This window comes from Streptomyces cavernicola (genome assembly GCF_029968035.1).
Classification (GTDB): Bacteria; Actinomycetota; Actinomycetes; order Streptomycetales; family Streptomycetaceae; genus Streptomyces; species Streptomyces cavernicola.
Window position 1 is genome coordinate 336,845 of record NZ_JASCIQ010000001.1, and the last position, 26,668, is coordinate 363,512.

Genomic DNA, 26,668 nt, shown 5'->3' on the forward strand with positions numbered 1-26,668 from the left:
CCCGGAACGGGGAGATCGATTTCCTTCGGCCGGGGGTCCAACGGTCCGAAGCGGCGGATTCAAGAACTCGATCTCGCTACGAGCATTGCACTAGCAATCGAAGAAAGCGAGACCCCTACAGGGCTCACAGAGGGGCCGAAGCCCACCGTCAGCACTCACCGCCAGCGACGCATCCTCACCCCTCACCAACAGGGCACACAACCACATAACCACCAGCCAGAAAGGAATTTCGCCGCCCAGTCACGCACCGACGCGAGACCCAGGCCCCCACTCCCGCCCCCGAAAGAGCAGCCTCAGCCGGAGGTGGGCGCCCAAGCGGGAAGCGGTTCAGTTTGCTGCAGCCAAGACTCGGGAGGGGTGGTCTTGCCGCCGGAGGACACGACTCCGCCGACGATCGCGCAGGTCGTGTCCATGTCGCCGCCGACCTGCGCCGTCGTCCAGAAGGCCCGCTCGAAGTCGCCGAGGGAGCGCGCCGCGGACCAGAGGGCGAAGGGCACGGTGTCGTGGGCGGTGGTGCGACGGCCGCAGCCGAGGACGGCGGCGACGGTGGTGGAGTCGCTGTAGTCGAGCATGTCCCGGGCCCGCCGCAGGCCCGCGCCCACCGCGCTGCGCGGCACGAGCGCGACGACGCCGTCTAGCAGAGCCGCGGGGGTGGGTGGCCCTGCCGGGTCGGCGGCGAGTGCCGCGGCCGCCGCGACGGCCATCGCGCCGACGACGGCCTCACGGTGCTGATGCGTCGGGTAGGCGGAGATCTCCGCCTGGTGGGTGGCTTGTTCGGGGTCGTCGGCGTACCAGGCGCCGAGTGGGGCGATCCGCATGGCCGCGCCGTTGCCCCACGACCCCTGCCCCTTGAACAGGGCCGAGGAGAGCTCGCGCCAGTCGCCGCCCTCGCGGACGAGGCGCAGGAGTCGGTTCACGGCGGGCCCGTAGCCGCGGTCGAAGTCGTGGTGCTCGGCGAAGGACTGGGCGAGCGCGTCCTGATCGATACGCCCGTGCGCCGCCAGGACGGCGAGCACGGAGCAGGCCATCTCGGTGTCGTCGGTCCACTGCCAGGTTCCTTGCGGCACTTCACGGCGCTTGAGGAGCGGATAGTTCGCGGGGACGAAGAACTGGGACCCGAGGGCGTCCCCCACCGCGAGACCGCGAAGGGCGGCGAGTGCGCGCTCCAGGCGCTGCTGGGAAGAGGAGTCAGCGATCATGGCTCTGCCACTCTAATTCGTCGGCCCCCGGTCCAGCACCACGCCGACGCTATCCGGCCCCTTAGCCCCCCCTAGCGCCCCCTAGCTCCCTCCCCCGCGACTCCCGCCGCAGAGAATCAGTCACTGCCTGCTCAGAGCATCAGTCACTGCCTGCTCAGCGGAGTCTCAGATTCCACGCGGGACAGTTTCTCCGGATTGCGGACGTAGTACAGACCGCTGATGCGCCCGCCGTCGACGGCCACCGCCATGACCCCGTCCAGCTCGCCGTCCAGGTGCACGACGAGGGCGGGGTTCCCGTTGACCACGGTCGGGGCCAGGGTGATCGGGAGCTGGTTCTTGCCGAGTCCGCCGAGCATGAAGCGGGCCACCTTTTCGGCGCCGTTGATCGGTCGCGGCGCCGCCTGCTTGATGCCGCCGCCGTCGCTGACGAGGACGACCTCCGGCGCGAGCACGTCCATGAGCCCCTGCAGGTCACCGGTCTCGAGGACGCGTCGGAAGGAGTGCAGCGCCGCCCGCGTCTCGTCGGGCGACACCGTCTGCCGCGGGCGGCGCGCGTCGACGTGCTTACGGGCCCGGTGCGCGATCTGCCGTACGGCGGCCGGGCTCTTGCCGACGGCGTCCGCGATCTCGTCGTATCCGAGGTCGAAGGCCTCACGCAGTACGAAGACGGCGCGTTCGGTCGGCGAGAGCGTTTCGAGGACGAGCATCAGGGCCATGGAGACGCTCTCCGCGAGCAGTGCGTCCTCGGCCACGTCCGGCGCGGTGAGCATCGGTTCGGGCAGCCAGGGTCCGACGTACGACTCCTTGCGGCGCTTGAGCGTGCGCAGTCGGTTGAGGGCCTGCCGGGTCGTCGTGCGCACCAGGTAGGCGCGCTGGTCGCGCACCTGCCGCAGGTCCACGGTGACCCAGCGCAGCCAGGTCTCCTGGAGCACGTCCTCGGCGTCGGCGGCCGAGCCGAGCATCTCGTACGCGACGGTGAAAAGCAGGTTGCGGTGTGCCACGAAGGTCTCGGTGGCCTCGTCGAAAGCGGGCCCCTCCGCGGCCTGGTCCTCGCCCATGTCACTCCCAGCACTCACGCCCATCCCCGTCCCCATGCCCATCCTCGTTCGCCCATCTCCCACGGCAAGCGGTCCTCACTCATACCGCGCCTCACCGCACGGCCGCCGACCGATTCCCCTGCGACTCGGCCTCCGCCACCGGAGGCTGCGCCGCCGCCCGCACCGCCGCCGCGCGCTTGCCGTCCTTCATCCACCAGGCGACGGCGCCGGGGCGGCGTGCCTCGAACCGCAGTTGCCAGACGATGCCCCGGCAGATGAACTCCTTGATCTTCGCGCCCGGTCGGCCCGCGAAGTAGTACGGCCGCGCGATGTCGTCCTTCGACGCGGTCTGGAAGATCCCCGCACGCCGGCCGAGGCTGATGCACTGGCTGACGAAGGCGACCTCGGCCGCCCGCGGCTGCTCCCCCGCGATCCGGCGGAGCACCGTCTCGGCGGCCTGCGGGCCGAGTTGGACGGCGGCCTGGCAGCTCATCCGGTACGGCAGGTCCGAGGGCGCCGCCGCGTCCCCGGTGGCGACGATACGTACGTCGTCCACGCTGGTCAGGGTCTCGTCGGTGCGGAGGCGGCCCAGCTCGTCGGTGCTCAGTCCGCTGCGGCGGGCCAGGTCGGGCACGCCGAATCCGGCGCTCCAGATCGTCACTCGGCTCGGCACCTCGCGGCCGTCGGCGAGGCGTACGGAATCGGCGGTCACCGCCGTCACGTGCGTCCCGGGCCCGTCGAGCACCGTCACGCCGAGCGAGGCCAGCCGGTCGGCGACCGAGCGGCGGCCCCGAGGGTGCAGATACGGCCCGAGTTCCCCGCCGCAGACCAGGGTCACCGCCCGGCCCTCCTCGGCGAGTTCGGCGGCGGTCTCGATGCCGGTCGGACCCGCGCCGACCACCGTCACCGGCGCCGACGCGGGTGCCGCGGCCACGACCGGACGCAGCCGCTCCGCCTCCTCGAGGGTGGCGATCGGGTACGCGAAGTCGGCTGCGCCCGGCACGTCCGGCAGGGCGCTGCCGCTGCCCACCGCGTAGATCAGGTGGTCGTAGCCGAGCGTGGAGCCGCTCGCCAGGGTCAGGCTGCGCACGGGGGCGTCGATGCGCGTCACCGTGTCGACGACGAGCCGCACCCGCGCGGCGAGCATCCTGCCGTAGTCGACGACCGCGTCGTGGGACCCGCCGACCAGCTGGTGCAGGCGGATGCGGTCGACGAAGTCCGGGCGCGTGTTGATCAGCGTCACGGACACGTCATCGCGCTGCGTCAGGCGGTTGGCGGCCATCACGCCCGCGTACCCGCCGCCGATCACGAGCACCTCGGTCGTCGGCGCCGCCGTGCCGGTGTTGTCAGCCATGGTCTTTCCTCCGCTCCAGGGGGGTTCGACCTCAAGACACCGCCTGGCCGAAAGCTGTGACACCCCGCGCGCAGAAATCGGCTACCGCATCTGGTCGTACGTCTCCGGCTCGCGCCACCGTACGAACGGCCGGTCCAGGGAGTAGCGTCCGTCCGCGCCGAGGATCAGCGACCGCACCTCCGCGTTGCCCGGGTTGGACAGCGCCTCGAACTCGGCGACCGACCAGTGGAACCAGCGCATGCAGAACAGCCGCATGGTCAGACCGTGGGTGACGAGCAGGACGTTCGGCGGATGGTCCGGCGCCTCGAAGCTGCGGTACAGGCTCTCCAGGAACGCGCCGACCCGGTCGTACACATCCGCCCCGGACTCGCCCTGCGCGAAGCGGTAGAAGAAGTGCCCGTAGGCATCGCGATAGGCCTTCTGCAGCCGTACGTCGTCGCGGTCCTGCCAGTTGCCCCAGTCCTGCTCGCGCAGCCGCGGCTCCTCGCGCACGCGGATCAGGGCGGGGTCGAGGTCGAAGGCGCGCAGCGTCTCGAGCGTGCGCCGGTACGGCGAGACGTACACGCTGACGCGCTCCTGACCGAAGAGTTCCCGCAGGTGCTCGCCGGTCGCCTCGGCCTGGCGGCGGCCGATGTCGGTGAGGCGCAGCGCGTGGTCGGGCTCCCGCTCGTAGACGGTGTCGTCGGCATTGCCTTCCGACTCTCCGTGCCGGACGAGGACGATGCGCCGAGGACGTGCCATGCGGAAACCCTAGAACCTTCCGGATCCGGCGGGTGTGTCAGACCGTCCACGAGGGTTCGAGTTGCACGACGTCCCCGTCGAGGGCCGCCACATCGGCCTCGGTCTGCGCTCGCAGGGTGAGCCGCTCCACGCGCTCGACCTGGTACTTCCCGTACTCGGCGGTCGACTGCCACATGGAGAGCACCAGGAACTCGTGCTCCGGCGCCTCCCCGAAGAGGCCGCGCACCATGCCGGGAGAGCCGGCCATCGCCGGGTTCCAGATCTTTTCCTGTACGAGCGCGAAGTGTTCGACGCGGTCCTCGCGCACCTTGCAGTGCGCGAGCCGCACCACGTCCGCGTCGGCGAAGTGCGGTTCGAAGCCGGTCTTCACGTCGAAGCGGTGGTCGAAGAGCTTGACCTGCAGGTCCTTGTACGTACCGGCCTGGGCGGCATGCAGCCGGTCGTGCGAGCGGGCCATGAAGGAGTCGTAGAACGCGCGGCTCTCCCAGAACGATATGACGTGCACCGTGTCCGGCCGCCGACGGCTCCACCCACCGCCCTGTCCTCGAAACCCCGGCTCCCCCAGAAGCCCCGCCCACTTTCGCTGCCCCCGCTCGAACCCCCGGCGGTCCATCACGGTGCAGCGAATCCACTTGACCAGCACCGCGCCATCCTATGCCGCTGAGCACGCCGGCGGTCACTCCCTGTGGACAACTGCCTGTGGACGACGACCTGTTGAGAAACGGTGCCTGTTGAGAAACAGCCTGTGGACAACGGGTGCGCTCCCGGGTGCCGGTTGTCAGTGGCAGGCCGTAACGTGTCTCATCGGACGTGACCATGTGAGGGAACATCAACTCGCCGTCCAGGAGGGGGAGTCCAGTGAGCAGCGTCAAGAAGGGCCTCGGCAAGGTCGAGGTGGCTCTGAGGTGGGACCCGAGCCCGATGGGTGCGCCGGAGCACGACTTGGACCTCGTCGCGGCGGCGTACACGGAGGGCGCGGGGTACGCCGAGCCGGAGTACGTGGTGCATTTCGACAGCCGTTCCCCGGACGGCACGATCAACCTCAACCGCGACAGCCGTACGGGCCAGGGCTTCGGCTACGACGAGGTCATGACGCTGGAGTTCGACCGCCTCGCGGAGTCGTACACGCGGGTCGTGGTCGGTGTGGTGATACAGCAGAACGAGGACCGGAAGACCTTCGCCGACATCGAGAATACCGGCGTGCGCATCGCCGAGGGCTACACGGAGTTGGCGACGAGCGACCTCGCCGAGGCCGCGGGCGGCACGGCGGCGACGATCGCCGAGTTCACCCGGGACCCGGAGACCGGCACGTGGGAGTTCCGCAGCACGATCCGCGGCTTCGACGCCGACCCCACGTCCTTCGCGGCCCAGCTGGGCGCGCTGAGTTGAGCCCCGAACGCACTCGGGCACCGGGCTCGTGATCGAGCGCCGGGCCGCGATCCGTGCTGTCGAGGAACAGCTGGAGCGCGACCACGAGCGGTGGCGCGCCACGCATCCGGACACGATGCGCATGGCCGTACTCGAGGTCGAGCGGCACGAACTGGTCTGGATCGTCCACTGGCAGTCCGAGCCGTACGTGCGCAGGCGTGACCCCGAGTTCATGGTGGCCGGCAACGGCCCGTACCTCGTGGACCGCGTCGACGGCGGGCTGCATCAGATCGGCGTCGTCTCGGCCCTGGGCGGGGCGTGGGCGGACGACTACCGCGCCCGGATCCGCGGCCTCCCGGTGCGCACGGCGGTGGACGATCTGCACGATTCGGTACGCGAAGTCGCCGCCGGGCGCGGCCGGTTGCACGCCGTCCGGGAACTGCGCCGACGGCTGCCGGTGCTGTCGCCGCCGGAGGCACTCGCGTACGTGAAGGGGTTGCTGGAGGGGGATCCGCCGGGGCGGCTCGTGGACGTGGCGGCCGAGGAACTCGTGGAGCCTCTTGATCCGGTGCTCAGCGTGACCACCATCCGCCCCGGCACACCGCCCTCCTGACAAACGCCCGCAGGGACGGCGAAGGGCGCCGGCCACAAGGCCGACGCCCTTCCTCAACTCTCAGCAGCCGAGCTGCCGTTCAGCGCGTGAGCGCCTGGATTCAGCTGCAGCCGCTGGTCGAACCGCAGCCCTCGCAGATGTAGCAGGAGCCTGCCCGCTGCATCTTCGTACCGCAGGAGAAGCAGAGCGGGGCGTCGGCCTGGATGCCCAGCTGCATCTCGACGAGCTCCGCGGAGGTGTGCGCCTCCTTCGGGGCCGCGGTCTCGGCCTGCGGCGCGGACACCGACTTCAGCAGCTCCTGGGCCCGCGGGGCGGACTGGGCCAGGGACTCGACGTCGACCTCGTCGTCGTCGATGGGCTGCTCGTACGAACCCGTCTCCAGGTGGCGCTGGCGCTCCTCGGCGGAGTGGATGCCGAGCGCGGAGCGCGTCTCGAAGGGCAGGAAGTCGAGCGCCAGGCGGCGGAAGATGTAGTCGACGATCGACTGCGCCATCCGCACGTCCGGGTCGTCCGTCATACCGGCCGGCTCGAAGCGCATGTTGGTGAACTTCGAGACGTACGTCTCCAGCGGAACGCCGTACTGCAGACCCACGGAGACCGCGATGGAGAAGGCGTCCATCATGCCCGCGAGGGTGGAGCCCTGCTTGGACATCTTCAGGAAGACCTCGCCGAGACCGTCGTCCGGGTAGGAGTTGGCGGTCATGTAACCCTCGGCGCCGCCGACGGTGAAGGAGGTGGTGATGCCGGGACGGCCCTTCGGGAGGCGCTTGCGGACCGGACGGTACTCGACGACCTTCTCGACCGCCTCGCGGATGGTCTCCTCGGTCTTCGCGGTGACCTCGGCCTTCTCCTCCTCCTTCTTCTTGGCGGAGAGAGGCTGGCCGACCTTGCAGTTGTCGCGGTAGATGGCGAGCGCCTTGACGCCCATCTTCCACGCCTCGAAGTAGACCTCTTCGACGTCCTCGACGGTGGCGGTCTCCGGGAGGTTGACCGTCTTGGAGAGGGCGCCGGAGATCCACGGCTGGATCGCGGCCATCATGCGGACGTGGCCCATCGCCGAGATGGAGCGCTCGCCCATGGCGCAGTCGAAGACCTCGTAGTGCTCGGTCTTCAGGCCCGGGGCGTCGATCACGTTGCCGTGCTCGGCGATGTGGGCGACGATCGCCTCGACCTGCTCCGGCTGGTAGCCGAGGCGGCGCAGCGCCTGCGGCACGGTGCCGTTGACGATCTGCATCGAACCGCCGCCGACCAGCTTCTTGAACTTGACCAGGGCGAGGTCGGGCTCGAGACCGGTGGTGTCGCAGGACATCGCGAGACCGATGGTGCCGGTCGGGGCGATGACCGAGGCCTGCGAGTTGCGGAAGCCGTTCTTCTCGCCGAGGCGGACGACGTCCTGCCAGGCCTCCGTGGCGGCGGCCCAGACCGGGGTGTCCAGGTCGTCCATGCGGACGGCCTTGGCGTTGGCGTCGGCGTGCTGCTTCATGACGCGCTTGTGCGGCGTCGCGTTCTTCGCGTAGCCGTCGTACGGGCCGACCACGGCGGCGAGTTCGGCGGAGCGCTTGTACGACGTGCCCGTCATCAGGGAGGTGATGGCGCCGGCGAGCGCACGGCCGCCGTCGGAGTCGTAGGCGTGGCCGGTCGCCATCAGGAGGGCGCCGAGGTTGGCGTAGCCGATGCCGAGCTGGCGGAAGGCGCGGGTGTTCTCACCGATCTTCTGCGTCGGGAAGTCCGCGAAGCAGATGGAGATGTCCATCGCGGTGATGACCAGCTCGACGACCTTCGCGAAGCGCTCGGGCTCGAAGGACTGGTTGCCCTCGCCGTCGTCCTTGAGGAACTTCATGAGGTTCAGCGAGGCGAGGTTGCACGAGGTGTTGTCCAGGTGCATGTACTCGGAGCACGGGTTCGAGCCGTTGATGCGGCCGGACTCCGGGCAGGTGTGCCACGCGTTGATGGTGTCGTCGTACTGGATGCCGGGGTCGGCGCAGGCCCAGGCGGCCTCGGCCATCTTGCGGAAGAGGGACTTGGCCTCGACCTCTTCGATGACGTCGCCGCTCATCCGGGAGCGAAGGCCGAAGTTGCCGCCGGACTCCACGGCCTTCATGAACTCGTCGTTCACGCGGACCGAGTTGTTGGCGTTCTGGTACTGGACGGACGTGATGTCGTCGCCGCCCAGGTCCATGTCGAAGCCCGCGTCGCGCAGGGCGCGGATCTTCTCCTCCTCCTTCACCTTGGTCTCGATGAAGGACTCGATGTCGGGGTGGTCGACGTCGAGGATGACCATCTTGGCCGCACGGCGGGTGGCGCCACCGGACTTGATGGTTCCGGCGGAGGCGTCGGCGCCGCGCATGAAGGAGACGGGACCGGAGGCGTTGCCGCCGGAGGAGAGCAGCTCCTTGGAGGAGCGGATGCGGGAGAGGTTCAGGCCGGCGCCGGAGCCGCCCTTGAAGATCATTCCCTCTTCCTTGTACCACTCCAGGATCGACTCCATGGAGTCGTCGACGGAGAGGATGAAGCAGGCGGAGACCTGCTGCGGCTGCGGCGTGCCGACGTTGAACCACACCGGGGAGTTGAAGCTGAAGATCTGGTGCAGGAGGGCGTAGGCCAGCTCGTGCTCGAAGATCTCGGCGTCTGCGGGCGAGGCGAAGTAGCTGTTCTCCTCGCCGGCCTTGCGGTACGTCTTCACGATCCGGTCGATCAGCTGCTTCAGACCGGTCTCGCGCTGCGGGGTGCCGACGGCCCCGCGGAAGTACTTGCTGGTGACGATGTTGACCGCGTTCACCGACCAGAAGTCGGGGAACTCGACGCCACGCTGCTCGAAGTTGACCGAGCCGTCGCGCCAGTTGGTCATGACGACGTCACGGCGCTCCCACTCCACCTCGTCGTACGGATGCACGCCGGGGGTGGTGTGGATGCGCTCGATGCGCAGACCCTTGCTCTTGGAACCCTTGGAACGGGAACCTCGTGCCGGGCCGCTCGCCGTCTCTGTCATGCCGCCTCCCTTTATCGGGCTAAAACGCCCTAAAGTGCCTCGTTCTTCCCCGTGGCACGGTGTGTGTCTGGTGTCGCGGGCACCCCGAGGGCACCCATGACGGGTCTGGATCGCCGCTGATCGGCCGGACCGTTCCTGCTGGGTCCGCTCCGGCCCGCCGTCAGTCGGCGGCGGTGGCGGGCACGGGGACTTCGACAGTCCCTCCGGGCCCGCTATCGGCCTGCCGGCCGTCGTCCTCGCCTCTCGCGGAGCCACGCTGCTCCCTGAGTTCCGCGATGGCGCTCTCGAAGTCCTCGAGCGAGTCGAACGCCCGGTACACGGACGCGAATCGCAGGTAGGCGACGAGGTCGAGCTCGCGCAGCGGTCCGAGTATGGCCAGGCCCACATCGTGGGTGGTCAGCTCGGCGCTGCCGGTGGCACGCACCGCTTCCTCGACCCGCTGGCCGAGCTGGGCGAGAGCGTCCTCGGTCACCGGTCGCCCCTGGCATGCCTTGCGGACGCCATTGATGACCTTGGTACGGCTGAAAGGTTCGGTCACCCCGCTGCGCTTGATCACCATCAGCGAGCAGGTCTCCACGGTCGTGAAACGACGGGAGCAGTCCGGGCACTGACGGCGCCTGCGGATCGACGTGCCGTCGTCCGTGGTGCGGCTGTCGACGACGCGGCTGTCGGGGTGCCTGCAGAAGGGGCAGTGCATAACTCCCAACCCTCCTTCACAGCACGACTGAATGGCCTCGAAGAGGGCCTTGCAGCCCCTCGAAGCAGCCCCAAGCATAGGCGATGGCCGAGGCCCTGAAGGACCAGGGACCACAACTTCTGGGCGGCGCAGCCAATCCAACCACTAGATCTTGGGTTTGGCTTCACAAACGGCGTCATCGCGTGTCGCGGATCCGACGCCAAGCAGGGGCCGTCGACGAGAGTACGCGAAGGGGGGCGAGGCCCGATCGGGGAGGGCTCGGATGGCACACTGGGAGACACCACTGCGGGGCGCTCGACACCAGCGGTGAAGCGTACCGTAATGAACCGAATTGCCTTTCGGATCGAGCGTCAGCCATACACCTGAGCTCATGATCACGTCAGGCGGTACGCGATTTTTCACTCGAACGTGTGTTTGGCGCAACCTTTCGAAAGCTACTACCGTTGTCCAGCTAGGGAGAACATCTCGAGAGGGGCCGCCGTGACCACCACCGCAGACAGCGCCACCATCACCGCCCAGGACCGCGCCCAGGGCCGACTCGAGCCGGTGCATGCCATGAATGACGGAGCCACGAACCCGGAGGGGGCCAAGCCCACACGCTCGCTTCCCGGGCGACCTCCAGGCATCAGGGCGGACAGCACCGGGCTCACAGACCGCCAGCGCCGCGTGATCGAGGTCATCAGGGACTCCGTGCAGCGGCGTGGATACCCGCCGTCCATGCGGGAGATCGGCCAGGCGGTGGGCCTCTCCAGCACGTCCTCCGTGGCGCACCAGCTGATGGCCCTGGAGCGCAAGGGCTTCCTGCGCCGGGACCCGCACCGGCCGCGTGCGTACGAGGTGCGTGGTTCCGACCAGCCCAGCAGCCAGCCGACGGACACCACCGGCAAGCCGGCCGCGTCGTACGTCCCGCTGGTCGGCCGGATCGCCGCCGGTGGCCCGATCCTCGCCGAGGAGTCGGTGGAGGACGTCTTCCCGCTCCCGCGCCAGCTGGTCGGTGACGGTGAGCTGTTCGTCCTCAAGGTCGTCGGCGACTCCATGATCGAGGCGGCGATCTGCGACGGGGACTGGGTCACCGTCCGCCGCCAGCCCGTCGCGGAGAACGGCGACATCGTGGCGGCCATGCTCGACGGCGAGGCCACGGTGAAGCGGTTCAAGCGCGAGGACGGGCATGTGTGGCTGCTGCCGCACAACTCCGCGTACCAGCCGATCCCGGGTGACGAGGCGACGATCCTCGGCAAGGTCGTGGCGGTGCTGCGGCGGGTGTGAAGTCGGGGGCACAGCCCCCGAGCCCCCTAGTCCGGGCCCCGGAACCTACTGCGCCGGTTCCGGGGTCCTGTGTTTGCGTGTGTGCGCCGCTGGGCTGCTCTCTTTTCGGCGGCTGCCCGCTTTGTCGTGGCTGAGCGCGCAGTTCCCCGCGCCCCTTTCGGGGCGCCCACGCCCGAGCCCTTACGAAGCGTCCTCCGTCTGCTTCGCTGCCGCGTCGATCGCTGCCAGGGAGCGGCGGACCTGGTTGCGGTCCGTGGTGTACCAGAACTCGGGCAGTGAGGCCTTCAGATAGCTGCCGTAGCGGGCCGTGGCCAGGCGGGGGTCCAGGACCGCGACCACGCCGCGGTCGCCCGAGGCGCGGACCAGACGGCCCGCTCCCTGCGCCATCAGCAGCGCCGCGTGCGTCGCCGCCACGGCCATGAAGCCGTTGCCGCCGTTGTCCTCTACGGCCTTCTGGCGGGCGCTCATCAGCGGGTCGTCCGGGCGTGGGAACGGGATCTTGTCCATCACCACGAGCTGGCAGCTGGCGCCCGGCACGTCCACGCCCTGCCACAGCGAGAGCGTGCCGAACAGGCAGGTCTTCGGGTCCGCCGCGAAGTTCTTGATCAGCTCGCCGAGGGTCTCCTCGCCCTGCAGCAGGATCGGGAACTCCGGGATACGGGACCGCAGTTCCTCGGCGGCGGACTGCGCGGCCCGCATCGAGGAGAACAGGCCGAGCGTGCGCCCGCCGCTCGCCTGGATCAGCTCCGTCAGCTCGTCCAGCATGTCGCCGCGCGTGCCGTCACGGGACGGGCGGGCCAGATGCTTCGCGACGTAGAGGATGCCCTGCTTGCCGTAGTCGAAGGGAGAGCCGACGTCGATGCCCTTCCAGACGGGCAGGTCCTCCGACTCGCCCTCCGTGCCGGCGAGGCCCTCCGGGGCGAGGCCTAGGGAGGCTCCGACGCCGTTGAAGTCGCCGCCCAGCTTCAGCGTGGCCGAGGCGAGGACGACGGAGCGGTCCGTGAAGAGCTTCTCGCGGAGCAGGCCGGAGACCGACATGGGGGCTACGCGCAAGGAAGCTCCGAAGCGGTCGTGCCGCTCGTACCAGACGACGTCCCACTCCGAGCCGTTGGTGACGCGCTCCGCGACATCGTGGACGTTCTCCACCGAGGCCAGGGCCTGCTTGCGGACGGCGTCCTCGTCCTGGACGGACTTGTCGCGGGTGGCGCCGATCGCGGAGATCGTGTTCCGGGCGGCGTCGCGCAGCGCGAGCAGCGCGTAACCGAGGTCCTCGGGGATCTCCTCCAGGCGGCCGGGCAGGGCCAGCTCCATGATCCGCTCGAAGCCCTCGGCGGCGGTCTGCAGCTGGTCGGCGATCTTCTCGTTGACCAGCTTCGCGGAGCGGCGGACCGCGCGGTTCACCTGGCCCGGGGTGAGCTCGCCCGTGGCCACGCCGGTGACGCGGGAGACCAGTTCGTGCGCCTCGTCCACGATCAGGACCTCGTGCTGCGGGAGGACCGGCGCACCCTCGATGGCGTCGATGGCGAGCAGCGCGTGGTTGGTGACGATCACCTCGGCGAGCTTCGCGCGCTCACGGGCCGACTCGGCGAAGCACTCCGCGCCGTACGCGCACTTCGAGGCGCCCAGGCACTCGCGGGACGAGACCGACGCCTGCGACCAGGCGCGGTCGGAGACGCCCGGCGTCAGGTCGTCCCGGTCGCCGGTCTCCGTCTCGTCCGCCCAGTCCCGCAGGCGGAGCAGGTCCTGGCCGAGCTTGCTGGTGGGCGCGGCCGCCTCGAACTGGTCGAAGAGGCCCTCCTCCTCGTCCTGCGGCACGCCCTCGTGCAGCCGGTGCAGGCACAGGTAGTTCGAGCGGCCCTTGAGCATGGCGAACTGGGGGCGGCGGCGGAGCAGCGGATGCAGTGCGTCCACCGTGCGCGGAAGGTCGCGCTCCACCAGCTGGCGCTGCAGGGCGAGCGTGGCCGTGGCGACCACGACGCGCTCCCCGTGGGCGAGCGCGGGCACCAGATAGCCGAGGGACTTTCCGGTGCCCGTGCCGGCCTGGACGAGCAGGTGGGAGCCGCCGTCGATGGCCTCGGCGACGGACTCGGCCATGGTCACCTGGCCGGGGCGCTCCGTGCCGCCGACGGCTTCGACGGCGGCGTGCAGGAGATCGGGGAGGGAGGGCTTCGTCATAGGCCGACCAGCCTACGACGCCCCACTGACAAACCCGTCCTCACGCCTGCGGCCCCAGCGGCCGCGACCCCGGGTGCAGCGGGTTCGGCACGGTCCCGTGGACGGCGGCGTGCGGGCGCTCGGGCCGGTCCCGGTAGCCGTCGAGGTGGAGCCGGTTCCGGTTCAGGCAGAGGCGCTCGATCCGGGGCGTGAGCAGGTCGAAGAGCTCGAAGCGGTCCTTCAGCTCGGGGAAGCGGGCCTGGTGGCGGTCGATCTCCTCGCGCAGGAGCGTCCAGAACTCGCCCTCGGGCACGCCGAGTTGATCTTCGTAGAGCGGGGCGAGGTAGCGGAAGACGCCCACGAACAGGCCGGAGTGGATGAACTGGGTGAGGAAGCCGGGCTCCTCGGTGAGCAGGACCTCGCGCACGTCGTCGGGCATCGAGGCGTGCTCGGGCACGGGCTGTGCGCTGACGTTCACGTCGTCGACGAAGTCCTTGACGGCGAGCCTGACCGGGACGTCCGACTCGTCGAAGACCACGATCGCGTTCTCCCCGTGCGGCGAGAAGACCGTGCCGTAGCGGTAGAGGAAGTGCAGGAGCGGGGGCAGCAGGGCGGCGAAGAGGCGGCGCAGCCAGACCTCGGGAGCGAGTCCGGAGCGCTCGACGAGTTCGGCGGCGAAGGCCCGCCCGTCGGCGTCGGTGTGCAGCAGGGAGGCGAGCGTTCGGGCGCGTTCGCCGGGGTCGAGGCTGCGTTCCAGGGGTTCGCGCCAGATCGCGCCGAGGAGTTCCTTGTACTGGTACGGGACGTCCGGCAGCTCGTCGTAGACCGGGTGGCGCACGGTGACCGAGGCGACCTCGCCGAGGAGGATCACGCGGCACTCGTCGCGCAGGAACGGGTCGGCGTCGCGCAGCGCGTGCACCCAGGCGGTGACGGCCGGTGCGGCGAGGGTGCGTTCGGTCGGAAGGCCGCGCCAGACAAGGGTGTTGAGGATGGAGAGCGGCAGCTTGACGGTGTGCCGCTCGGGCCGTGAGGTGTTCAGGAACGTGCGGACGGACTGCTGCGGCAGGCGCGCGTCCGGGTCCTCGGGGAGCGGCACGATGTGGCCGGCGGCGACGGACGGGGCGAACAGCGGGAGCACGATCTCGTCCCACTGCCAGGGGTGCACGGGCAGGTAGAGGTAGCGGCGCGGATCGAGGCCACGCGCGCGGAGTGCGTCCGCGAAGGCGTCGAGGGTGGTGGCGTCCAGCTCGTGCGTGTAGAGCCGCTCGGGGTCGGCGAGTTGCTCGACGCCCCGGTACGCGGCCAGCTCGTCGCTCACCGCGAGCCACGGCAACCGCACCGGAACACGCGCTTCCGGCGCCCAGCGGGCGGTGTCGGCGGCGGAGAGGCCGAGCCGCCCCTTGTTGAGGACGAGCCAGGGGTGCCCAGTCTGGTGGCCTTCCAGCTCCGCATACGGGAGGTCGGCGAGTTCGGCGGTGGACAGGGCCGTGTGGTCGAGGCGGGCGTCGGCGGCGAGGGTGCTGTTCAGCTCGCGTACGACATGGCCGAGTGTGTCCCCGTCGAGGCCGAGCAGTCTCCGCGCCCTGGCGAGGAAGGCGAACGGGTCGCCGAACGGCCGCTCCGTCCCGTCCGCCTCGCGCAGACTCGGCGAGTCCGGCTCGACCCGCCAACTCCCGTACGCCGCACGGCGGGCGCGGAAGCGGAGGCGGGCGCCGTCGTCGAGCGTGACGGCGTACGCCTCGCCGCCCTCCGGCTCCGGGGTGAGGATCTCCTCGTAGGCGAACTCGCCGAGCATCTTGGCGAGCAGCCGTCGGGCGGCGCGCGCCCAGCTCTGCGGGTTGAGCTCGGGTGGTACGGCTGCGGCGGCGAGCGGGGCGTTCGGCACGGTGACTCTCCCACGTCGAGACGGCGTACGGGTACGGGCTATGTGGCTCATGTTCCTGAGGAGGGACGGGAGTTGAGCGTATGCAGGCCGGACGGCGGGCCGCACGGGTTCTCTACTGCCGGGCGAGTTCCGGCCGTTGGGACGCCAGTACGCAGGTCAGCGCCTCCGAGAGCCGGTCGAGGACGGCGTCGGCCTGGTCGTCGGTGAGCGTCAGCGGCGGCAGCAGGCGTACGACGCCGGAGCGGCGGCCGCCGAGGTCGACGATGAGGCCGCGGTCCAGGCAGGCGCGCTGCACGGCGGCCGCGAGCCGGGGCGCGGGCGGCGGCGGCCCGGCGCTCGCGGCGGCGCCCGCGCCGTCCGGGTCGACCAGCTCGACGCCGATCATCAGTCCCCTCCCCCGTACCTCGCCGATCTGCGGCTGGTCCGCGGCGAGGGCGCGGAGGCGGGCGAGCATGCGCGTGCCGAGTGCGGCGGCGCGCTCGGCGAGCCGGTGGCGGCGGACGTGGGCGAGGGTCGCGGCGCCCGCGGCCATCGCGAGCTGGTTGCCGCGGAACGCGCCGGCGCGCGCGCCGGGCTCCCCGGTGCCGAGGTCCTCGCGGTGGACCACGACGGCGAGCGGGAGGCTGCCGCCGACGGCCTTCGACAGAACCATCACATCGGGCACGACCCCACTGTGCTCGACGGCCCAGAACGCGCCGGTGCGGCCGACTCCGGTCTGCACCTCGTCGGCGATCAGCGGGATCGCGCGGGCCTCGGTGATCTCCCGCAGCCGGCGCAGCCATGCGTCCGGGGCGGGGATCACGCCGCCCTCCCCCTGGACCGGCTCGACGACGAGGCCGGCCGGGAGCGCCCCGGGCCCGGCGTCGTCGAGCACCGACTCGGTCCAGCGGGCGGCGAGTTCGGCGCCCTCGGGCCCGCCGACGCCGAAGGGGCAGCGGTAGTCCTGCGGGTAGGGCAGCCGGGTCGCGCGCGCGTCCCCCGCGCCCGAGGCGGCGCGTGCGCCCTCGGGCGCGCCGTGGTCCGCGCCCGTGAACGTGAGCAGTCCGCTGCGCCCCGTCGCCCTGCGCACCAGCTTCTGGGCGGCCGCGACGGCGTCCGCGCCGGTCGGACCGCAGAACCGGACGCGGGCGCGGGCGGCGAAGGCCGGCGGCAGCGTCGCGAAGAGCTCGGCGACGAAGGCGTCCTCGACCGGGGTGGCGAGGTCCATGACGTGCAGCGGGGCGCCCGAGTCCAGGACCTTCCCGATCGCCTCCAGGACGACCGGGTGGTTGTGGCCGAGGGCGAGTGAGCCGCCGCCGGAGAGGCAGTCCAAGTACCGCCGCCCGTCGGCCCCTTCGATGGTCAGGCCGCGGGCGCGGACCGGCACGACCGGGAGCGAACTGGCGTAGGTCCGCGCCACCGGCTCGCGCAGCGGGCGCCGCAGGACGACCTCGGGCCCGGCGGTTCCCCCGGCTGCGGGCGGGGCGGCGGCGGGCGGCGCCGGTTGCGGCGGCGCAGGCTCGGTGACGGCCACGGCTGTGTGTCCTCCCGCTGTGCGTCGGTGGGCGGGCGGCGGTCCGCCCTGGGCGGGGGCGGACGCAGGTCAAGTCTCCCCCGTACGTACCAACGACGCGGGGCGCGGGGGATCACGGCGGGGCGGGAGACCTTGCCAAACGAAAACCTTCGCGCGGCCGTGGGCGCGCATGGCGGCCGCGCGCGCCCGCGGGGGCACCGATGCGCGCGCACGCAAACACCGCCAACCCGGAAGTTCCCCGACAACCTCCCCGTGACCTGGCGCGCAGATCGCCGTGCGGGAGCCGGGCCGTGACAGAACCGTTGCGGCCCCGTCGGTCGTCGCCGACCGCACCGGCATAGTGTGGGGTGCTCGATCGTCGCGCGGCCGCTCCGCAGCGACGCCACAACTGCACATGTGAACTGCAACTTCCGGTCCACGAGGGCCCGTTGGCTTCGCCTTCGGGCACGCGTCCGGACGTCTTCGTACGTCTCTGTATGTCTCCATACAAGTCGTCTGGATTCCGGCGAAGTTCGCGAGTTCGCCAAGTCCGACAGAAATCCAAATAGGGGGAGATTCTCGCAATGCGACCCATACGTCCACTCCTTGCTGCTCGCCGAGGGAGGAGTGCACGCCGCACCACCTCCTCCGTGCTCGCGGTCTCGGCCGCGCTCGCGCTGACGGCCACCGCCTGCGGCCCCGGCGACGACCAGGCCGACGCCAAGCCCACCGCCTCCGCGACGGCCGACGGCGGGAACGCCGGCGGCAGCGGCGGCGGGGACAAGCTGGAGATTCCCGACGACATCAAGGACCGGCTCAAGGAGCACGGCTTCGACGTCGACAAGTGGAAGAACGGCGAGTGGAAGAACTGGGACAAGGACAAGTGGCTGCGCGAGGCTGAGGACTTCGTCAACCCGATCATCGAGGACTTCTGGAACCCGGACCGGATGCGGGACGCCGACAAGCGCCCCGACAAGCCGGTCGACAACGACATCTCGGGTGACCAGGGCAAGACGGACCCGACCCCGGCCCCGGTCGAGGCCGCGGAGCTCCCGAAGCCGTACGACGACAAGTCGCCCGCCACCGGCAAGCTGCTTTTCGAGACGCCCGAGGGCTCCGCGCAGTGCTCCGCCACCGTGGTCGAGGACCCGGCGAACCCCGGCAAGTCCAACATGGTGTGGACGGCTGGCCACTGCGTGCACGCGGGCAAGTCGGGCGGCTGGTACCGCAACATCGCCTTCGTGCCGTCGTACAACAACGAGGGCAAGTCGGCCGCGCAGCTTGAGGCCGAGAAGCCGACGCGTGAAGAGCTCGCGCCGTACGGCGTCTGGTGGAGCCGGGGCGCCAAGACGTCCGACCAGTGGATCGCGACGGGCGCGAACACCGGCGGCGCCGGCGCCCCGTACGACTTCGCCGTGATGAGCATGGTGCCCGAGAACGGCGGCGGCAAGTCCCTCGAGGAGACCGTGGGCGCCGCGCTTCCGGTCGAGTTCAACGCCCCGGCCGTGCCGAAGATCGACGCGATCAAGGCGACCGGCTACCCGGCGGCTCCCCCGTACGACGGCCAGCGTCAGTTCTCCTGCACCGACAAGCCGGGCCGGCTCTCGCTCAAGGCCACCCAGCCCACGATGTACCGCATCGGCTGCAGCATGACCGGCGGTTCCTCCGGCGGCGGCTGGGTCGCCAAGGGCCAGGACGGCAAGCTGGCCCTGGTCTCCAACACCTCGATCGGCCCGGTCACCGCGGGCTGGCTCGCGGGCCCGCGCCTCGGCAAGGAGGCCGAGGCCATCTACACCCAGGTCAGCGAGAAGTTCGCCAACTGACCTGCCACGGACGCCACTTGACGGCGTCCGCAGCCGCTCGACGGCCCGCGTCCGCTCGACGGCATCCGCAGACGGCACGCCGCTCCCGGGGCACTCCCCGGGAGCGGCTCCGTGCGGGCGCACCCGCGCCCGGCACCTCCCCATCCCCATCACCACCGCTTCCACACCCAACGGGGGTTTTCCGAACCATGCGATCCATACGTCCGGCCCTCGCCGCGGCCTCGCTCGCCGTGGCCCTGGCGCTGACCGCCACCGCCTGCCAGTCGGCGGGCGACCCCAAGGCCGACGCCAAGCCCACCGCCTCCGCCTCGAAGGGCGGCGACTCGGGCGCGGACGAGGCGCAGCTCCCCGACGACCTCGACGGCATCGCCGACCGGCTCAAGGAGCACGGCATCGACGTCGACAAGTGGAAGAACGGCGAGTGGAAGAACTGGGACAAGGACAAGTGGCTGCGTGAGGCGAAGGACTTCGCCAACCCGGTCATCAAGGGCCTGTGGAGCGAGGAGCGGAAGAAGTCCGCGAAGGACCCGCAGCAGACCATCTCCAGCAAGGCCGCCGCAGGCAACGAGGGCGTCACCGACCCCGAGCCGCGCCCGGTCCGCGCCGAGCAGGAGCGCAAGCCGTACTGGAAGTACGCGGCCCCGGTCGGCAAGATCTTCTTCGACACCCCCGAGGGCACCGCCGTCTGCTCCGGCACCGTCGTGAAGGACCCGCGCAACCCCGGCAAGTCCAACCTCGTGTGGACCGCGGGTCACTGCGTGCACGCCGGCCAGAAGGGCGGCTGGTACCGGAACATCGTCTTCACCCCGGCCTACAACCACAAGGGCCTCTCGGCGCGCGCCCTTGAGAGCGCCGGCCCGCAGGACAAGGCCCCGTACGGCGAGTTCTGGGCCGACTGGATCTCCACGTCCAACGAGTGGATCGACGGCACCACCGCCGCGAGCCCCGACGCCGGCTCGTACGAGTACGACTACGCGGTGCTGCACGTGAAGCCGGAGCGCGGCAACAAGTCCCTGGAGGAGACCATCGGCACGGCGCTGCCCGTGGACTTCTCCTCGCCGTCGCCCAAGTCCGTGGACGCGATGGGCGCTTGGGGCTACCCGCAGGCCCCGCCGTACGACGGTGCGCTGATGCACAAGTGCGTCGACCGGCCCGGCCGGCTCTCGCTGACCCCGTCCTCGCCGACGATGTACCGCATCGGCTGCACCATGACCGCCGGCTCCTCCGGCGGCGGCTGGTTCCGCTCGACCGGCGGCGGCAAGCTCGCCCTGGTCTCCAACACCTCGATCGGCCCGGCCGGTTCGAACGGCTGGCTCGCGGGCCCGCAGCTGGGCGACGGCGCGAAGCGCGTCTTCGACACGATGAGCGAGAAATACGGCAGCAAGTAACCGACTGCCGCGCACGCACGACGAAGGCCCGCCCCCTCGAAGCCGAGGGGGCGGGCCTTCGTACTGCTGACGGTCGCGACGGCCGTCAGTGCTCCGCGGGGACGAACCGGGCCAGCTCCGCGGCCAGTTCCTCATGCACCCGCGCCTTGAGCAGCGTGCCCTCCGGGAGGTGCTCCTCGGAGATCACCTCGCCCTCGGCGTGCGCACGGGCGACGAGGCCGCCCTGCGTGTACGGGAGCAGCGCCTCGATCTCGATCTCCGGGCGCGGCAGTTCGGCGTCGATGAGCCCGAGGAGCTCGTCGATGCCGTCGCCCGTGCGGGCCGAGACCACGATCGCGTGCCGCTCGGCGCGCAGGAGGCGCTGCAGCACCAACGGGTCGGCCGCGTCCGCCTTGTTGACCACGACGATCTCGGGGACGTCCGTCGCACCGACGTCCCTGATCACCTCGCGCACGGCGGCCAGCTGCTCCTCCGGCACGGGGTGCGAGCCGTCGACCACGTGCAGGATCAGGTCGGAGTCGCCGACCTCCTCCATCGTGGAGCGGAACGCCTCGACCAGGTGGTGCGGCAGGTGGCGGACGAACCCGACCGTGTCGGCCAGGGTGTAGAGCCGCCCGCTCGGGGTCTCCGCGCGGCGGACGGTGGGGTCGAGGGTGGCGAACAGCGCGTTCTCCACCAGGACGCCCGCGCCCGTCAGGCGGTTGAGCAGCGAGGACTTGCCGGCGTTGGTGTAGCCCGCGATGGCGACCGAGGGGATCTTGTTACGCCGGCGCTCCTGGCGCTTGACGTCGCGGCCGGTCTTCATCGCCGCGATCTCCCGGCGCATCTTCGCCATCTTCTCGCGGATCCGACGCCGGTCGGTCTCGATCTTGGTCTCACCGGGACCACGCGTGGCCATGCCGCCACCGCCGCCGCCACCCATCTGCCGGGACAGCGACTGACCCCAGCCGCGGAGCCTCGGCAGCATGTACTGCATCTGTGCCAGAGCGACCTGCGCCTTGCCCTCTCGGGACTTGGCGTGCTGGGCGAAGATGTCGAGGATCAGCGCCGTGCGGTCCACGACCTTGACCTTGACGACGTCCTCGAGGTGGATGAGCTGGCCGGGGCTGAGCTCACCGTCGCAGACGACGGTGTCGGCTCCGGTCTCCAGGACGATGTCCCGCAGCTCCATGGCCTTGCCCGAGCCGATGTACGTCGCGGGGTCCGGCTTGTCGCGGCGCTGGAAGACGCCGTCGAGCACGAGGGCGCCCGCCGTCTCCGCGAGGGCGGCGAGCTCCGCGAGGGAGTTCTCCGCGTCCTGCAGCGTGCCGGTGGTCCACACCCCGACGAGCACGACCCGCTCCAGGCGGAGCTGGCGGTACTCGACCTCGGTGACGTCTTCGAGCTCGGTGGAGAGGCCCGCCACACGACGCAGAGCCGCACGCTCGGAGCGGTCCAGCTGCTCGCCGTCCCGCGCTCCGTCGATCTCGTGGCTCCAGGCGACGTCCTCTTCCATCAGGGCATCGGCCCGAAGTCCTTCGGGGAGGTTCTGCGCGGTGCTCTGGCGGTCCTGCGCGTCCTGGGAAGGGGAAGAAGAGGAGGTCATTGGATCCTTACGTCGTTGGGAAGGGGGGACTGCCCGACGCGGGCGGTCCTCGTAGGGGTCAACGTGCACCTGGCCCGGGAGATTCCCGGCCGACCGCGCCGCCGACCCGAAGATGGTCTCACGGCACGCCCCGTCTCGGCATCCGGCTTTTCCGGTGCGTACGAAGGGTCCGGTTCGGTCTGTGGAGCCGCCCGGCTCATCCGGTCTCGCCGTGGGAGTGCGCGGGTGCGGCCGCGCGTGCGGCGGGCTTGCCCTTGGCGGTCGGGGCGAGGGGCTTCCAGTCGGGGTGGCCGGGCATGGGCGGCGTCTTCTTGCCGTACAGCCAGGCCTCGAAGAAGGCGCTCAGGTCGCGGCCGGAGACGGACGAGGCGAGGCGGGTGAAGTCCTCGGTGGTCGCGGTGGAGTCCTCGTGCCGCTCGACCCAGGCGCGCTCCAGGCGCTCGAAGGCGGCGTGGCCGATCTCCTGGCGCAGCGCGTACAGGACGAGGGCGCTGCCGTCGTAGACGACCGGGCGGAACAGGCTGATCTTCTTGCCGGGTTCGGGGGCCTTCGGCGCGGCGGGCGGGCCGCCCTCGGCGCGCCAGCGGTCGGAGAGGCGGTGGGCCTCCTTCATCCGCTTCTGCATCGGCTGCTCGGCGTGCTCCTCGGCGTAGAGCGCCTCGTACCAGGTCGCGTGCCCCTCGTTGAGCCACAGGTCGGACCAGGTACGGGGGCTGACGCTGTTGCCGAACCACTGGTGGGCCAGCTCGTGGACCATGATCGCTTCGACGTACCAGTCCGGATACCCGGACTCGGTGAAGAGCCGGCGCTCGAACAGCGACAGGGTCTGGGTCTCCAGCTCGAAGCCGGTGGTGGCGTCCGCGATCAGCACGCCGTACGTCTCGAAGGGGTAGCGGCCGACCTTCTCCTCCATCCAGGAGATCTGGTCCGGCGTCTTCTTCAGCCACGGTTCGAGCTTCTCGCGGTCCTTGCTCTGCACCACGTCCCGTACGGGCAGCCCGTGCGGCCCCTCGCGCCGCAGGACCGCCGAGCGGCCGATGCTGACCTGCGCGAGCTCGGTGGCCATGGGGTGCTGGGTGCGGTACGTCCACGTGGTGTCCTGCGCGCCCGCGCGGCGCCCGGCGGGCAACCCGTTGGCGACCGCCGTCAGTTCCTTGGGCGCGGTGATCCGGAAGGTGAAGAAGGCCTTGTCGGACGGGTGGTCGTTGGAGGGGAACACCCGGTGGGCGGCGTCGGCCTGGTTGGCCATGGCGAGGCCGTCGCTGGTGCGCACCCAGCCGCCGTCGGACTTGCCCGCCGGGTCGCTGGTGTGGCGCACGGTGATGCGCAGCGCGCCGCCCCGCACGATCGGCCGCACGGGCGTGACCACGAGGTCCTCGCCGGAGCTCGCGAACTCCGCGCGGACCCCGTTGACCTCGACGGAGTCGACCTTGCCCTTGGTGAAGTCGAGGTTGATCCGCTCCAGGTGGTCCGTGGCCCGCGCCTGCACGACGGTGACGGCGTCCAACGGCTTGCTGTTGTCGCCCCCGTAGGCGAGCGAGATGTCGTACGCGGTGACGTCGTACCCCGGGTTGCCGAGGTGCGGGAAGAGGTGGTCGCCGATGCCGCGCGGGGCGACCGGCGAGGGCGCGCTCGCTGCGAGCAGCGAGACGGACACGGCTGAGGTGGCGGTGGCGAGGAGTGCGGCCCTGATGCGGCGCGAGAGCAACATGAACCACCGCTATCAGCACGGGCCTTGGTTGCCGTGCCGACGCGCGACCGGCCCACCCGAACGAGGTGTTCCGCTACTTCCCGGCGCGGTCGCCGCCTTGCGGCCTTCGCCGCGCCGCTGTCACTGCGCGGCCGCTGCGGATTCCTTGCCGCGCCCCACGTCGTACACCCCGGGCACCTTGCGCATGGCGCGCATCAGGGCGGGGAGCAGGGCGGCGTCGGGGAGTTGGAGCGTGTACGAGTGCCGGACTCGGCCCTCGACGGGGGGCTCGACGGTGGCCGAGATGATCGCCGCGCCCTCCAGGGAGATGGCCTCGGTGAGGTCGGCGAGGAGGTGCGGTCGGCCGAAGGACTCGGCGATCAGGGTGACGCGGTACTCGGCGCCGTCGTCGAGCTGCGTCCAGTGCACCGCGACGGGCGCGCGCCCCGCGGCCGACATCCGCGCGACCGCCGGACACTCCACGCGGTGCACGGTGACGGCGCCGCCGCGCACGGTGAAGCCGGTGACGGCGTCGGGCGGGACCGGGGTGCAGCAACCGGCCATGCGGACGGGGGCGTTCGGGTGCTCGTCGACGACGGCGTTGGCCGCGGCGGGGCGCATCGACTCGACGGTCAGCTGCGGCCGGGGCGCGGCGGCCGCGACGACCGGGCCCTCCGGGTGCGAGCTGAGCCAGCGCCCGATGGCGATGCGCGCCGCGGGCGTACGCGCGTGGTCCAGCCACTCCGCGTCCGGCCCGGATCCGGTCTCCGGCGGAGCGAGCAGCACATGCACGGTGTCGCCGTCCCGCAGGACCGTACTCAGTGTCACCAGGCGGCCGTTGACCCGGGCGCCGATGCAGGCGTGGGCCTCCTCGCCGTACTGCGCATAGGCGGCGTCGACGCAGCTGGCGCCGGCGGGGAGGCTGAGCGTGCCGCCGTCGGTGCGGTAGACGGTGATCTCGCGGTCCTGGGCGAGTTCTTCGCGCAGCGAGCTCCAGAAGGTGTCCGCGTCGGGGGCGGAGCGCTGCCAGTCGAGGAGGCGGGAGAGCCAGCCGGGGCGGGTGGGGTCGACGCGCTCGCCGTCGGCGCCGTCCTCGTCCGAGCCCGCGTCGTAGGGATTGCCGAGGGCCACCACTCCGGCTTCGGCGACCTTGTGCATCTGGTGCGTGCGGATGAGGACTTCGGCGACCTCGCCGTCCCTGCGGGTGACCGCGGTGTGCAGCGATTGGTAGAGGTTGAACTTGGGGGTGGCGATGAAGTCCTTGAACTCGGAGATCACCGGGGTGAAGCAGGTGTGCAGCTCGCCGAGGACTCCGTAGCAGTCCGCGTCCTCGTTGACGAGGACGAGGAGGCGGCCGAAGTCGGCGCCGCGGAGCTCGCCGCGTTTGATCCGGGAGCGGTGCACGGACACGAAGTGCCGTGGCCTGATGTGGACTTCGGCGGCGATGTCGGCTTCGCGCAGGACGGTGCGGAACTCCTCGGCGAACTCTCCGAGGGGGTCTCCGGCCGCGGCGTTCTCGGCGATGAGGGTACGGGTCCGCGCGTACTCCTCGGGGTGGAGGATCGCGAAGACCAGGTCCTCCAGCTCGGACTTCAGGGCCTGGACGCCGAGGCGTTCGGCGAGCGGGATGAGGACGTCGCGGGTGACCTTGGCGATGCGGGCCTGTTTCTCGGGGCGCATCACGCCCAGAGTGCGCATGTTGTGCAGGCGGTCGGCGAGCTTGATGGACATCACGCGGACGTCGTTGCCGGTGGCGACGAGCATCTTGCGGAAGGTCTCGGGCTCGGCCGCCGCGCCGTAGTCGACCTTCTCCAGTTTGGTGACGCCGTCGACGATGAAGCAGACCTCGGCGCCGAACTCCTCGCGTACCTGATCGAGCGTCACCTCGGTGTCCTCGACGGTGTCGTGGAGCAGCGAGGCGGTCAACGTCGTTGTCTCCGCGCCGAGTTCGGCGAGGATCAGCGTCACGGCGAGGGGGTGCGTGATGTAGGGCTCGCCGCTCTTGCGCATCTGGCCGCGGTGCGAGGACTCGGCGAGGAGATAGGCGCGGCGCAGCGGCTCCAGGTCGGCCTCGGGGTGGTGGGCGCGGTGGGCATCGGCCACATGGCCGATCGCGTCCGGGAGGCGGCCGCGGGAGGTCGAGCCGAGGAGTGCGGCCAGGCCGAGGCGGCGCAGATCGATGCGGGGGCGCCCGCGCCTGCGGGGGCTCGCGGCGGGCGTGGCGGCCGCGGGGGCGGCCTGCCCGTCCACGGCATCGGCGCTGTTCGGGGCGGGGCGCGCCGCAGTGCTCGATCCGTCCGCACTCATGGCAACCTCCGGCAGCTGGACCGGCGGTCGGGGGCGGGGCGGCGGGTCCCCCCGTTGCCGGTGCTTGATGCTATCGAGCCCATCACGCGCCGCTCACCCGCTCTCGCTCAGCGTGAAGCGGATCACCCATTCGAGCGAACGTTCACGCAATTCGGGTTTCGATCCACTCGGGGGTGATCTCGCCCTCGGCGACGATCACCGCTGGTCCTGTCATCTCGATCCCTCCGTCGGTCCGCTCGGTGATCACCAGCGTGCCTCCGGGCAGATCCACCGTGTACGTCGCGGGCTCGCCGGTCGCGGACGGGTTCAGGCCGTCCCGGCGGGCGGCGGCCACGGCGACCGCGCAGGCGCCGGTGCCGCAGGAGCGGGTCTCGCCGGAACCGCGCTCGTGCACGCGCATGGCGACGTGGCGGGGGCCCCTGTCGACCACGAACTCCACGTTCACCCCGTCCGGGTAGACCGTGGCCGGGGTCGTGTCCGGTGCGGCGAAGAGGTTCCCGGCGTGCGCCAGGTCGTCCACGAAGGCGACGGCGTGCGGGTTGCCCATGTTCACGTTCAGGGCGGGCCAGCTGCGCTCGCCGACGGTGACGGCGGCCTGCTCGGCGGGGAGCTCGGCGCGGCCCATGGAGACGGTGACGGCGCCCTCGCCATGCGCGTCGGCCTTGGCGATGTGCACCCGCTTCACGCCGCCTCGGGTGGCGACGGCGAGGTCACCGGCCTCGACGTGGCCGGCGCGCTGGAGGTAGCGGGCGAAGACGCGGACGCCGTTGCCGCACATCTCGGCGATGGAGCCGTCGGCGTTGCGGTAGTCCATGAACCACTCGGCCTCGTCCGCCAGGTGCCGGGCCTCGGGGTGGGCGGCGGAGCGCACGACGTGCAGCAGGCCGTCTCCGCCGATGCCCGCGCGCCGGTCGCACAGCGCGGCGACCGCCGTGGCGGGCAGGTCGATGGCGTTGTCCGGGTCGGGCACGATCACGAAGTCGTTCTCGGTGCCGTGGCCCTTGAGGAAGGCGATCCGCGTGCTCATTCCTCGATGTTACGGCCTGCCGCGGAAAGCCCTCGCCCGGCCTGTGGATAGCA

The 26,668-nt window shown here is 71.0% G+C and carries 19 protein-coding genes; 5 read left to right on the forward strand and 14 right to left on the reverse strand.

The annotated features are described in order from the left end of the window. Positions 1-293: 293 nt before the first annotated feature. The 5 genes from QIS96_RS01450 to QIS96_RS01470 all read right to left on the reverse strand — a co-directional run bounded on the left by QIS96_RS01450 (position 294) and on the right by QIS96_RS01470 (position 4,974). Entirely contained in the window at positions 294-1,199 is a 906-nt protein-coding gene (locus QIS96_RS01450) for an ADP-ribosylglycohydrolase family protein (protein ID WP_282540451.1), read from the reverse strand. Positions 1,200-1,342: 143 nt separating this feature from the next. After that, the gene (locus QIS96_RS01455) at positions 1,343-2,281 is read right to left on the reverse strand and encodes an RNA polymerase sigma-70 factor (RefSeq protein ID WP_408907100.1); all 939 of its coding nucleotides are present in this window, start codon (positions 2,279-2,281) and stop codon (positions 1,343-1,345) included. Positions 2,282-2,348: 67 nt separating this feature from the next. Continuing rightward, complete coding sequence (locus QIS96_RS01460; RefSeq protein WP_282540452.1) at positions 2,349-3,590, reverse strand: NAD(P)/FAD-dependent oxidoreductase; 1,242 nt, start codon at positions 3,588-3,590, stop codon at positions 2,349-2,351. An 81-nt stretch (positions 3,591-3,671) separates the two neighbouring features. Continuing rightward, positions 3,672-4,331: a histidine phosphatase family protein gene (locus QIS96_RS01465; RefSeq protein WP_282540453.1), complete on the reverse strand. Its 660-nt coding sequence runs from the start codon at positions 4,329-4,331 to the stop codon at positions 3,672-3,674. 37 nt (positions 4,332-4,368) lie between these two features. Then, positions 4,369-4,974 carry a YdbC family protein gene (locus QIS96_RS01470; protein WP_282540454.1) on the reverse strand — a complete coding sequence of 202 codons (606 nt, stop codon included), beginning with the start codon at positions 4,972-4,974 and terminating at the stop codon, positions 4,369-4,371. Between the two features lie 215 nt (positions 4,975-5,189). On the opposite strand from QIS96_RS01470, the gene QIS96_RS01475 reads away from it, so the two are divergent. Both QIS96_RS01475 and QIS96_RS01480 read left to right on the forward strand, forming a co-directional pair. Continuing rightward, positions 5,190-5,720: a TerD family protein gene (locus tag QIS96_RS01475; RefSeq protein ID WP_282540455.1), complete on the forward strand. Its 531-nt coding sequence runs from the start codon at positions 5,190-5,192 to the stop codon at positions 5,718-5,720. A gap of 28 nt (positions 5,721-5,748) precedes the next feature. Then, positions 5,749-6,312, forward strand: coding sequence for a YrhB domain-containing protein (locus QIS96_RS01480; protein ID WP_282540456.1), 564 nt, complete (start codon positions 5,749-5,751; stop codon positions 6,310-6,312). A gap of 100 nt (positions 6,313-6,412) precedes the next feature. Here QIS96_RS01480 and QIS96_RS01485 read toward each other — a convergent pair whose 3' ends face one another. Beyond that, positions 6,413-9,301 carry a vitamin B12-dependent ribonucleotide reductase gene (locus tag QIS96_RS01485; RefSeq protein WP_282540457.1) on the reverse strand — a complete coding sequence of 963 codons (2,889 nt, stop codon included), beginning with the start codon at positions 9,299-9,301 and terminating at the stop codon, positions 6,413-6,415. Between the two features lie 160 nt (positions 9,302-9,461). Then, positions 9,462-9,998, reverse strand: a complete 537-nt coding sequence (gene nrdR / locus QIS96_RS01490) for a transcriptional regulator NrdR (RefSeq protein ID WP_282540458.1) — start codon at positions 9,996-9,998, stop codon at positions 9,462-9,464. A 480-nt stretch (positions 9,999-10,478) separates the two neighbouring features. On the opposite strand from nrdR, the gene lexA reads away from it, so the two are divergent. Continuing rightward, on the forward strand, positions 10,479-11,264 hold the full coding sequence (gene lexA, locus QIS96_RS01495) for a transcriptional repressor LexA (RefSeq protein ID WP_282540459.1): 786 nt from the start codon (positions 10,479-10,481) through the stop codon (positions 11,262-11,264). A gap of 180 nt (positions 11,265-11,444) precedes the next feature. Here the strand turns inward: lexA and QIS96_RS01500 are convergent, their stop codons facing one another. The 3 genes from QIS96_RS01500 to QIS96_RS01510 form a co-directional block, all read right to left on the reverse strand. Beyond that, complete coding sequence (locus QIS96_RS01500) at positions 11,445-13,439, reverse strand: ATP-dependent DNA helicase (protein WP_282540460.1); 1,995 nt, start codon at positions 13,437-13,439, stop codon at positions 11,445-11,447. 40 nt (positions 13,440-13,479) lie between these two features. Further along, positions 13,480-15,354: an IucA/IucC family protein gene (locus QIS96_RS01505; protein ID WP_408907092.1), complete on the reverse strand. Its 1,875-nt coding sequence runs from the start codon at positions 15,352-15,354 to the stop codon at positions 13,480-13,482. 61 nt (positions 15,355-15,415) lie between these two features. Then, a complete protein-coding gene (locus QIS96_RS01510; protein ID WP_408907093.1) occupies positions 15,416-16,816 on the reverse strand; it encodes a diaminobutyrate--2-oxoglutarate transaminase family protein in 1,401 nt (466 codons plus the stop codon). A 563-nt stretch (positions 16,817-17,379) separates the two neighbouring features. Here QIS96_RS01510 and QIS96_RS01515 point away from each other — a divergent pair. Together QIS96_RS01515 and QIS96_RS01520 are read left to right on the forward strand one after the other, a co-directional pair. Further along, complete coding sequence (locus tag QIS96_RS01515; protein ID WP_282540462.1) at positions 17,380-18,618, forward strand: trypsin-like serine peptidase; 1,239 nt, start codon at positions 17,380-17,382, stop codon at positions 18,616-18,618. A gap of 188 nt (positions 18,619-18,806) precedes the next feature. After that, positions 18,807-20,006: a trypsin-like serine peptidase gene (locus tag QIS96_RS01520; RefSeq protein ID WP_282540463.1), complete on the forward strand. Its 1,200-nt coding sequence runs from the start codon at positions 18,807-18,809 to the stop codon at positions 20,004-20,006. 85 nt (positions 20,007-20,091) lie between these two features. On the opposite strand, the gene hflX is transcribed toward QIS96_RS01520, so the two are convergent. From hflX to dapF, 4 genes are all read right to left on the reverse strand, one after another. After that, complete coding sequence (gene hflX, locus QIS96_RS01525; RefSeq protein WP_282540464.1) at positions 20,092-21,591, reverse strand: GTPase HflX; 1,500 nt, start codon at positions 21,589-21,591, stop codon at positions 20,092-20,094. Between the two features lie 196 nt (positions 21,592-21,787). After that, on the reverse strand, positions 21,788-23,302 hold the full coding sequence (locus tag QIS96_RS01530) for a M1 family metallopeptidase (RefSeq protein ID WP_282540465.1): 1,515 nt from the start codon (positions 23,300-23,302) through the stop codon (positions 21,788-21,790). A gap of 120 nt (positions 23,303-23,422) precedes the next feature. After that, on the reverse strand, positions 23,423-25,588 hold the full coding sequence (locus QIS96_RS01535; RefSeq protein WP_282540466.1) for a RelA/SpoT family protein: 2,166 nt from the start codon (positions 25,586-25,588) through the stop codon (positions 23,423-23,425). Positions 25,589-25,730: 142 nt separating this feature from the next. Next, the gene (gene dapF, locus QIS96_RS01540; protein ID WP_282540467.1) at positions 25,731-26,615 is read right to left on the reverse strand and encodes a diaminopimelate epimerase; all 885 of its coding nucleotides are present in this window, start codon (positions 26,613-26,615) and stop codon (positions 25,731-25,733) included. Positions 26,616-26,668 lie beyond the last annotated feature (53 nt).